Origin of the sequence: Rathayibacter sp. AY1D1 (assembly GCF_002932635.1) — a bacterium.
In the GTDB taxonomy this organism is placed as follows: Bacteria; Actinomycetota; Actinomycetes; order Actinomycetales; family Microbacteriaceae; genus Rathayibacter.
Window position 1 is genome coordinate 20,746 of record NZ_PSVY01000032.1, and the last position, 8,436, is coordinate 29,181.

Below are 8,436 nucleotides of genomic sequence, written 5' to 3' on the forward strand. Positions count from 1 at the left end.
GGGCGACACGCCGGGGGAGGCGGACCGCCGTGGCGTCTCGCGGTCCGGGCCCGCCGGTAACGTGACGCCGGTGCCCCGTCTCGCCGATCACCTCTCCGCGGTGCCGCCCTCGGGCATCCGCCACCTGTTCGAGATCGCGCTGCGGCTCGACGGCGTGACGCTCCTCGCGGTGGGCGAGCCCGACGTGCCGACCGCGCCGCACATCATCGAGGCGGCCCGGGCGGCGTGGGCGGCCGACGACACCCGCTACGGGCCCAACGGCGGCGTCCCCGAGCTCCGGCGGGCCATCGTGGAGAAGCTGGCGCGGGACAACGGCATCGAGGCGGACGTCGAGCAGGTCTGGGTGACCGTCGGCGCCACGCAGGCGCTGCACCAGGCGATGACGCTCCTGCTCGGGCCCGGCGACGAGGTGCTCATCCCCGACCCGGGCTACACCGTCTTCACGACCAACGCGCGGACCATCGGCGCCGTGCCCGTGCCGTACACGCTGCGCGCCGAGAACGCCTTCCTCCCCGATCCCGAGGAGGTCGAGCGCCTGATCACGGACCGGACCCGCGTCCTGATCGTCAACAGCCCGTCCAACCCGCTCGGCGTGGTGTTCCCGAAGGAGGTCCTCGAGCGCCTGCTCGACATCGCCCGGCGCCACGACCTGTGGGTGCTCAGCGACGAGGTCTACGAGTACTTCACCTACGGGCGCCCGCACGTGAGCCTCGCGGCGATCGCGCAGGAGCGCGGGGACGACGCCGACCGCGTCCTCAGCGTCTTCTCCTTCTCGAAGACCTACGCGATGACCGGCGTCCGCGTCGGCTACCTCGTGACGCCTCCCGGCTTCACGTCGATCATGGTCACGGTGCAGGAGGCGGCGATCAGCTGCGTCGCCACTCCGGACCAGCGCGCCGCCCTCGCCGCTCTGACCGGGCCGCAGGACGCGGTGGCCGCCGCCTCCGACCACTACCTCGCCAACCTGCGGCTCGCGACGGGCGTGCTCGACGAGCGGGGGATCGCCTACCGCGAGCCCGAGGGCGCGTTCTACCTGTGGATCGACATGGCGCACGCGACCGGCGGGGACGTCGCCTCGTGGGTCGAGTCCTTCCTCCTCGAGACCCTCGTCGCCGTCGCACCCGGCAGCGCCTTCGGCCGCACCGGCGAGGGCTGGATCCGCGTCTGCCTCGCCGCGGATCCCGCCGCGCTCGAGCACGGGCTGCGCGCCCTCCCGGCCCCGGTGCGCGGATGAGCGCCGCCGAGGTGCTGGTCCGGCGCGTCCGGGCCCAGGAGTACGACGAGGTCTCGCGCCTGCGGCTCGCCGCCTACGCCCACGACTACGAGCTGGGGGAGGAGTACGCCGCCGACGTCGCCGCGGTCGCCCGGCACGACGTCGAGGGCGAGGTCTGGGTCGCCGTCGAGGGCGACGGGCGGATCCTCGCGACGGTCACCACTGCGCGCCCGGGCGCGAACCTGTACGAGCTCGGCCGCCCCGGCGAGCTGGACTGGCGGCTGCTCGCCGTCGCCCCGGAGGCACGCGGGCGGGGTCTCGGGCGGCTGCTCACCGAGTTCGTCGTGATGCTCGCCGCCGAGCGGGGCCTCCAGCGGGTCGTGATGAACAGCGGCACGCTGATGACCACCGCGCACGCCCTCTACGAGAGCATGGGCTTCGTCCGCCTCGGCGAGCGGGAGAACCCGCCCGGCGTCGAGCCCACCCGCACCTACGGACTCGATCTGTAGCCGCCGGTCCCGGCCTCCGCCGCCGGGCATGGGACACTGGTCCCACGATGTCTCCACGTGCACACTCCGGGCTCGAGCCCGCCGCGACCGATCCGGCGTCCATCCGCAACTTCTGCATCATCGCCCACATCGACCACGGCAAGTCCACCCTCGCCGACCGGATGCTCGGCATCACGGGTGTCGTCGAGGACCGGGCGATGCGCGCGCAGTACCTCGACCGCATGGACATCGAGCGCGAGCGCGGCATCACGATCAAGTCGCAGGCCGTGCGGATGCCGTGGGAGCGCGACGGGCGCACGTTCGCCCTGAACATGATCGACACTCCGGGGCACGTCGACTTCTCCTACGAGGTCAGCCGCTCGCTGGCGGCCTGCGAGGGCGCGATCCTCCTGGTCGACGCGGCGCAGGGCATCGAGGCCCAGACGCTCGCGAACCTCTACCTCGCGCTCGAGAACGACCTCACGATCATCCCTGTCCTGAACAAGATCGACCTGCCGGCCGCGGACCCCGAGAAGTACGCGAAGGAGCTCGCGAGCCTCATCGGCGGCGACCCGGACGACGTCCTCCGCGTCTCCGGCAAGACCGGCATGGGCGTCGAGGCGCTGCTCGACCGCGTCACCGAGCTCATCCCGCCGCCCGTCGGCGACCCCTCCGCCCCTGCGCGCGCCATGATCTTCGACTCCGTGTACGACGCCTACCGCGGGGTCGTCACCTACGTCCGGATGATCGACGGCAAGCTCTCGCCGCGCGAGAAGATCCAGATGATGTCGACCCGCGCCACGCACGAGATCCTCGAGATCGGCGTGTCGAGCCCCGAGCCCGTCGCGACGCAGGGTCTCGCGGTCGGCGAGGTGGGCTACCTGATCACCGGTGTGAAGGACGTGCGCCAGTCGAAGGTCGGCGACACCGTCACCACGGCGTCGAAGCCCGCGACGCAGGCGCTGCCCGGCTACACCGAGCCGCTCCCGATGGTCTTCTCGGGCCTGTACCCGATCGACGGCAGCGACTACCCGGACCTGCGCGAGGCGCTCGACAAGCTCAAGCTCTCGGACGCGGCGCTCGTCTACGAGCCCGAGACGTCGGTGGCGCTCGGCTTCGGCTTCCGCTGCGGGTTCCTCGGCCTCCTGCACCTCGAGATCATCACCGAGCGCCTGCAGCGCGAGTTCGGTCTCGACCTCATCACGACGGCGCCCTCGGTCATCTACGAGGTCTCGACGGAGGACAAGAAGACCGTCACCGTCACGAACCCGAGCGAGTTCCCCGTCGGGAAGATCGCCGCCGTCACGGAGCCGATCGTCAAGGCCGCGATCCTCGCGCCGAAGGACTACGTCGGCACGATCATGGAGCTCTGCCAGAGCCGCCGCGGGACCCTGATCGGCATGGAGTACCTGGGCGAGGACCGGGTCGAGATCCGCTACCACATGCCCCTCGGCGAGATCGTCTTCGACTTCTTCGACAACCTCAAGTCCAAGACCGCCGGCTACGCCTCGCTCGACTACGAGCCCGCCGGCTCGCAGGAGGCCGACCTCGTGAAGGTCGACATCCTGCTGCAGGGCGAGCAGGTCGACGCGTTCAGCGCGATCGTGCACCGGGAGAAGGCCTACGCCTACGGCGTGCTGATGACGGGGCGCCTGCGCAAGCTGATCCCGCGTCAGCAGTTCGAGGTGCCGATCCAGGCCGCCATCGGCGCCCGGATCATCGCCCGCGAGTCGATCAGCGCGATGCGCAAGGACGTCCTGGCCAAGTGCTACGGCGGCGACATCACCCGCAAGCGCAAGCTCCTCGAGAAGCAGAAGGAGGGCAAGAAGCGGATGAAGATGGTCGGCCGCGTCGAGGTCCCCCAGGAGGCGTTCATCGCCGCGCTCTCGGGTGACGTCGAGACCAAGGACAAGAAGTAGGACTCCTCCAGCGGAGGCGCACCCCCCGAGAGGGGACCTGCGGTGAGGGGCCATTGCGGCGCCGATCACTTCCCAGGTAGCTTTCGAGCGCTGGACGCGGCTGCGGATCGAGGACGATCCGCTCGGGGGCTGGAGCGTCGACGGTCGGCCCTCTCATCACGATCAAGGGGGAAGCCCGTGGACTCTGCACGCACGAGGAAGCACTGGATCAGATCGGGGGCGGCGCTGCTGGGCGTCGCAGCGGTGACGGCGGGATCGCTCGTCGCCGCCGCACCCGCATCAGCCGCGAGCCGTGAGGTGCAGGCGTCGCCCGCGCCCTTCGTCTGGGAGGACATCGACCAGTTCGGCGTCGCGAAGGGCCTGTCCGTCTCCTCCGACGCGGAGACCATCACCGTCGAGCTCCCGGCCGCGAGCGCGTCCGCCGGGTTCACGGAGTGGTCGCACCCGGGGTACGAGACCGTGGACTGGCGCCTCAGCACCAGCGATGCCGACTTCGTGTCGGGCTCCTCGGCTGTAGACGCCGCCGCCAACACCATCGAGATCCCGCTCGAGCGCACGGTGGGCTCGTTCGAGCAGCCCGCGGTGAGGCTCGACCTCACCGCGGAGGCGCCGCAGGCGGACGACGCCTACGTCCCCCCGGCGCTCGAGTCCACGACGGGCTTCGACCTCAGCGTCACCGCCGGCCTGACCGTCGCTCCGGCGAGCGGCGAGGACGCGGCCGTGGTCGACCTGTCCGCGACCACTCCGAGCTCGACCCACCACGACGGCGTCTTCTGGGCCGGCGGCGGCAGCCTGACCGACGCGGGCGCCGGCGACGTCGTCGTCGTCGAGACGGGCGTGCCCGGCTTCTTCGGCACCTCCGTCCGGGCCACCGTCGGAACGGACGGCACCCCGGCGCTCACCGCCCCCGCTAAGGTCCTCGACGACGGCTCGTCGGTCGCGGTGAAGCCGAACCAGGACTTCTACGACCGGTACCAGAACTTCGGCGACACTTCGCTCACGGGCGCTCCCTCCATCCGCGTCACGGGAGCCGGCCGCGGTGTCGAGCAGCCGGCGGGCTCCGCCTTCGTCGTCCGGGTGCCCCTCAGGGTCGTCGCGTCGACGACTCCGCCGACCACCGGGCCGACCCCTGGCAACGGTCCGACGGTGACCCGCCTCGCGGGCACCGATCGCCAGGGCACCGCCGTCGAGATCTCGAAGGCGACCTTCGACACCCCCGGCGTCCCCGTCGTCTACATCGCCACCGGCGCGAACTTCCCCGACGCGCTCAGCGCCGGTCCCGCCGCCGCGAAGCAGGGCGGCCCGCTCCTCCTGGTCGACCGCGACTCTGTGAGCCAGGTCGTGCGCGACGAGCTCACCCGTCTCAAGCCCCAGCGGATCGTCGTCGTCGGCTCCGACCTCAGCGTCAGCGACGCCCTCGCGACCGACCTCGGCCAGTACGCGAACGGGAGGGTCTTCCGCCTCGGAGGCACCGATCGCTACGACACGTCGCGGAAGATCATCGAGAGCGCCTTCGGCACCTCGCCGAAGGGGGCCTGGCTCGCGACCGGCGAGAAGTTCCCCGACGCGCTCAGCGCCACCGCCGCCGCGGGCAAGAACTCCGCCCCCGTCGTCCTCGTGAACGGCGGCCTCCCGGCGGCCGACCCGACCACTGTCGGGATCCTGACGCGGCTCCGGCCGCCGGTGCTCACCATCGCGGGATCCGAGCTGTCGGTCAGCGCCGGCATCCAGAACTCCCTCACTGTGCCGGGGGGACCCACCGTGAGCCGCATCGGCGGGGTCGACCGCTACGACACCTCGGAGCAGCTCAACCGGGCGGCCTTCCCCCGCGGGTCGGAGACCGTGTTCCTGGCCACCGGAGAGAACTTCCCCGACGCCCTGGCGGGAGCCGCGGCCGCCGGGCTTACGGGGAGCCCCCTCTTCGCCGTGCCCCCGACCTGCGTGCCGGTCAAGGTGCTGCAGGACATCAAGGCCGGCGGAGCGACGAGCGTCGTCCTCCTCGGCGGCACCGGCACCCTGTCCGACGCCGTCGCGAAGCTGACTCCCTGCAGCTGACCCGACCCGCACCACGACGAGGGCCCTCCTCCCGCTCCGGCGGGGGAGGGCCCTCGGTCGTTCCCGGCTCGGGACGCCGACGGTCGGATACGCTGGGTCGGATGGACAGCACCACCCGGCGCGCGGACTCGACGCGCGCCGCGCTCGAGGAGTCCGGGAAGAAGGTCGGGACGTGAGCATCCGCCGCTCCAACTTCGAGGGCCAGCCGCAGGTCACCTACGCGGCCGTCGGCGGCACTCTGGCACCCGACCTGCTCGAGTATCCGCCGGACGGCTTCACGGCCGAGCGCTTCGAGGCCCGTCTCGGCTCGGGCGACGAGCGCTTCGCCATCACCACCGCCTCCCTGATGACCTGGGGCGTGCAGCGCGGCAGCGGCATCGAGGTGACCGACATCACCAGCGGGAGCGGCGTGCAGTACACCGGCGTCAACTTCGACGCGGCGGGCACCCCGATCGACCTCGTCAGCCGGCCGACGGAGGAGCATTTCGCTCCCGACGGCACCCCCTACATCACCGCCGGCGTGACCGCCGTGCTCCGCGTGACCCTGCTCGGCCGCGTCTTCAACGCCCCGGTCCGCGTGGTCTACGTCGTCGACGAGCCCGACCAGGTCGGCTTCGCCTACGGCACCCTCGAGGGCCACCCCGAGAGCGGCGAGGAGTCCTTCGTCGTCGAGAAGCGCGCGGACGACTCGGTCTGGCTCGTCATCCGGGTCTTCTCGCGTCCCTCCACTCGCCTCTACCGCCTGGGCGCGCCGGTGCTGCGCGCCGTGCAGAAGCGCCAGGTCGCCAAGTACCTGCGCGCGCTGCTGCCGGCGCGCGTCAGCTGACGTGGGGAGCGCCCTCCCGATCGCCGATCCTGCTCCGCTCGACGGCGGACTGCCCGCGTCCGTCGTCGACGGCGTGGAGCAGCGCGACCTCGGCCTCTACGTGCACGTGCCGTTCTGCCGGGTCCGCTGCGGGTACTGCGACTTCAACACCTACACGGCGACCGAGCTCCGCGGGGCGAAGCAGCAGGACTACGCCGACGAGGCGATCACCGAGATGGCTCTCGGTGCCGAGGTGCTCGAGCGCGCGGGCCTGCCCCGGCGCCCCGCCCGCACGGTCTTCTTCGGCGGCGGGACGCCCACCCTCCTGCCCGCCGGCGACCTGGTGCGGATGCTGGACGGCCTCCGCACTCACTTCGGGGTCGCGCCCGACGCCGAGATCACCACCGAGGCGAACCCGGACTCCGTCGACGCCTCCTACCTCCGCGCGCTGGCCGAGGCGGGCTTCACCCGCGTCAGCTTCGGGATGCAGTCGGCCGTGCCGCACGTCCTCGCCACGCTCGAGCGCACCCACGACCCGGAGCGGGTCCCGCTCGTGGTCGAGTGGGCGCGGGAGGCCGGCCTGCAGGTCAGCCTCGACCTCATCTACGGCACGCCGGGGGAGTCCCTGGCCGACTGGGAGCGGTCGCTCGACTCCGCGCTCGCCAACCGGCCGGACCACCTCTCGGCCTACGCCCTGATCGTGGAGGACGGCACGAAGCTCGCCCGGCAGATCCGCCGCGGCGAAGTCGCGACCCCCGACGACGACCTCACGGCCGACATGTACGAGCTCGCCGACGCGCGCCTGGCCGCTGCCGGGTACTCCTGGTACGAGGTCAGCAACTGGGCCCGCGACGACGCCCACCGCTCCCGGCACAACCTCTCGTACTGGCTCGGCCACGACTGGTGGGGCGTCGGTCCCGGCGCGCACAGCCACGTCGGAGGCGTGCGCTGGTGGAACGTGAAGCACCCGGCGGCCTACGCCGACCGGCTGAGCACCGGTGCCTCGCCCGCTGCCGGGCGGGAGACGCTCGACGCGGGCACGCGGCGTGTGGAGGACGTGCTGCTGCGCTCGCGCCTGGCGGACGGGCTGCCCATCGACGCGATCGACGCCGATCGGCGCAGCGAGGTGGCGGGGCTCATCGCCGACGGCCTCGTCGACGGCCGGGCGGCGCTCGGCGGCCGGATCGTGCTGACCCTGCGCGGCCGTCTGCTGGCCGACGCGGTCGTGCGCCGCCTCACCGACGGCTGAGGCCGGATCCCGGGGCGGGCGACGCACGGCCGCCCCGGTTCCGCGGCTACTTGAAGAACGGGATGCTGAGCGGGTACGTGTAGTACTCGCCCGCGCTGGCGCGCACCGAGGCGATGATCGCGAAGACGATCACCAGGATCGGCACGACCAGGAACACGATGAAGCCGACGAGGACGAAGGACAGGATCGTCCCGGCGACGTAGGCGATCAGCGTCGTCAGATGGAAGTTGAGGGCCGTCTTGGCGTGCGCCTCGAGGAACGGTCCGCGCCCCTTGAAGACCAGGAAGACGATCAGCGAGGGCAGGAAGCTGAAGAAGATGCCGGTCACTTGCGTGACGATCGCCCAGGTCTTCTCGTCCGCCGGGTTCAGCGGCGGAGCCGGGGTCCCGTAGACGGGGGGCGGGGGAGGGGTGGCCGACATGATGGTCTCCGTTCCGGCGGCGGCGACGGGCGTCCCCCGTGCGCTCGGCGTCCATCGTGGCATGCGGCGACTCCCTCCGCACCGGGCCGCGCGGGACCTCCTCCTCGGGGATGACGGGGCTCCTCCCCGCGGCCCTGCAGGAGTGCACCCCGGCCGATCCCCGCGCAACCCCGCCGGGCGGTCCGCCTCCCGGTTATGATTGGCACTCAGAGTTGCGGAGTGCCAGGCTCCGCGCGGCGTCAGCGCCGCAGACGGTCGTGCCCGCGGGCACTCGGAGTCCGGCGGG

At 72.1% G+C, this 8,436-nt stretch carries 7 protein-coding genes; 6 read left to right on the top strand and 1 reads right to left on the bottom strand.

Features of this window, described 5'->3' with window-relative positions; genetic code table 11:
- The first annotated feature begins 70 nt into the window (after nucleotides 1-70).
- From C5C56_RS15235 to hemW, 6 genes are all read left to right on the top strand, one after another.
- Entirely contained in the window at nucleotides 71-1,234 is a 1,164-nt protein-coding gene (locus C5C56_RS15235) for a pyridoxal phosphate-dependent aminotransferase (RefSeq protein ID WP_104319859.1), read from the top strand.
- Nucleotides 1,231-1,722, top strand: a complete 492-nt coding sequence (locus tag C5C56_RS15240; protein ID WP_104223126.1) for a GNAT family N-acetyltransferase — start codon at nucleotides 1,231-1,233, stop codon at nucleotides 1,720-1,722. The genes C5C56_RS15235 and C5C56_RS15240 overlap by 4 nt, the downstream gene beginning before the upstream one ends.
- Before the next feature lie 47 nt (nucleotides 1,723-1,769).
- Complete coding sequence (lepA, locus tag C5C56_RS15245; RefSeq protein WP_104223127.1) at nucleotides 1,770-3,620, top strand: translation elongation factor 4; 1,851 nt, start codon at nucleotides 1,770-1,772, stop codon at nucleotides 3,618-3,620.
- A gap of 177 nt (nucleotides 3,621-3,797) precedes the next feature.
- A complete protein-coding gene (locus tag C5C56_RS15250) occupies nucleotides 3,798-5,675 on the top strand; it encodes a cell wall-binding repeat-containing protein (RefSeq protein ID WP_146086496.1) in 1,878 nt (625 codons plus the stop codon).
- A gap of 172 nt (nucleotides 5,676-5,847) precedes the next feature.
- Nucleotides 5,848-6,501, top strand: coding sequence for a DUF1990 family protein (locus C5C56_RS15255; RefSeq protein WP_258065690.1), 654 nt, complete (start codon nucleotides 5,848-5,850; stop codon nucleotides 6,499-6,501).
- A 1-nt stretch (nucleotide 6,502) separates the two neighbouring features.
- A complete protein-coding gene (hemW, locus tag C5C56_RS15260; protein WP_104319861.1) occupies nucleotides 6,503-7,729 on the top strand; it encodes a radical SAM family heme chaperone HemW in 1,227 nt (408 codons plus the stop codon).
- 46 nt (nucleotides 7,730-7,775) lie between these two features.
- Here hemW and C5C56_RS15265 read toward each other — a convergent pair whose 3' ends face one another.
- Entirely contained in the window at nucleotides 7,776-8,213 is a 438-nt protein-coding gene (locus C5C56_RS15265; protein ID WP_258065691.1) for a DUF4870 domain-containing protein, read from the bottom strand.
- Between the last annotated feature and the right edge of the window lie 223 nt (nucleotides 8,214-8,436).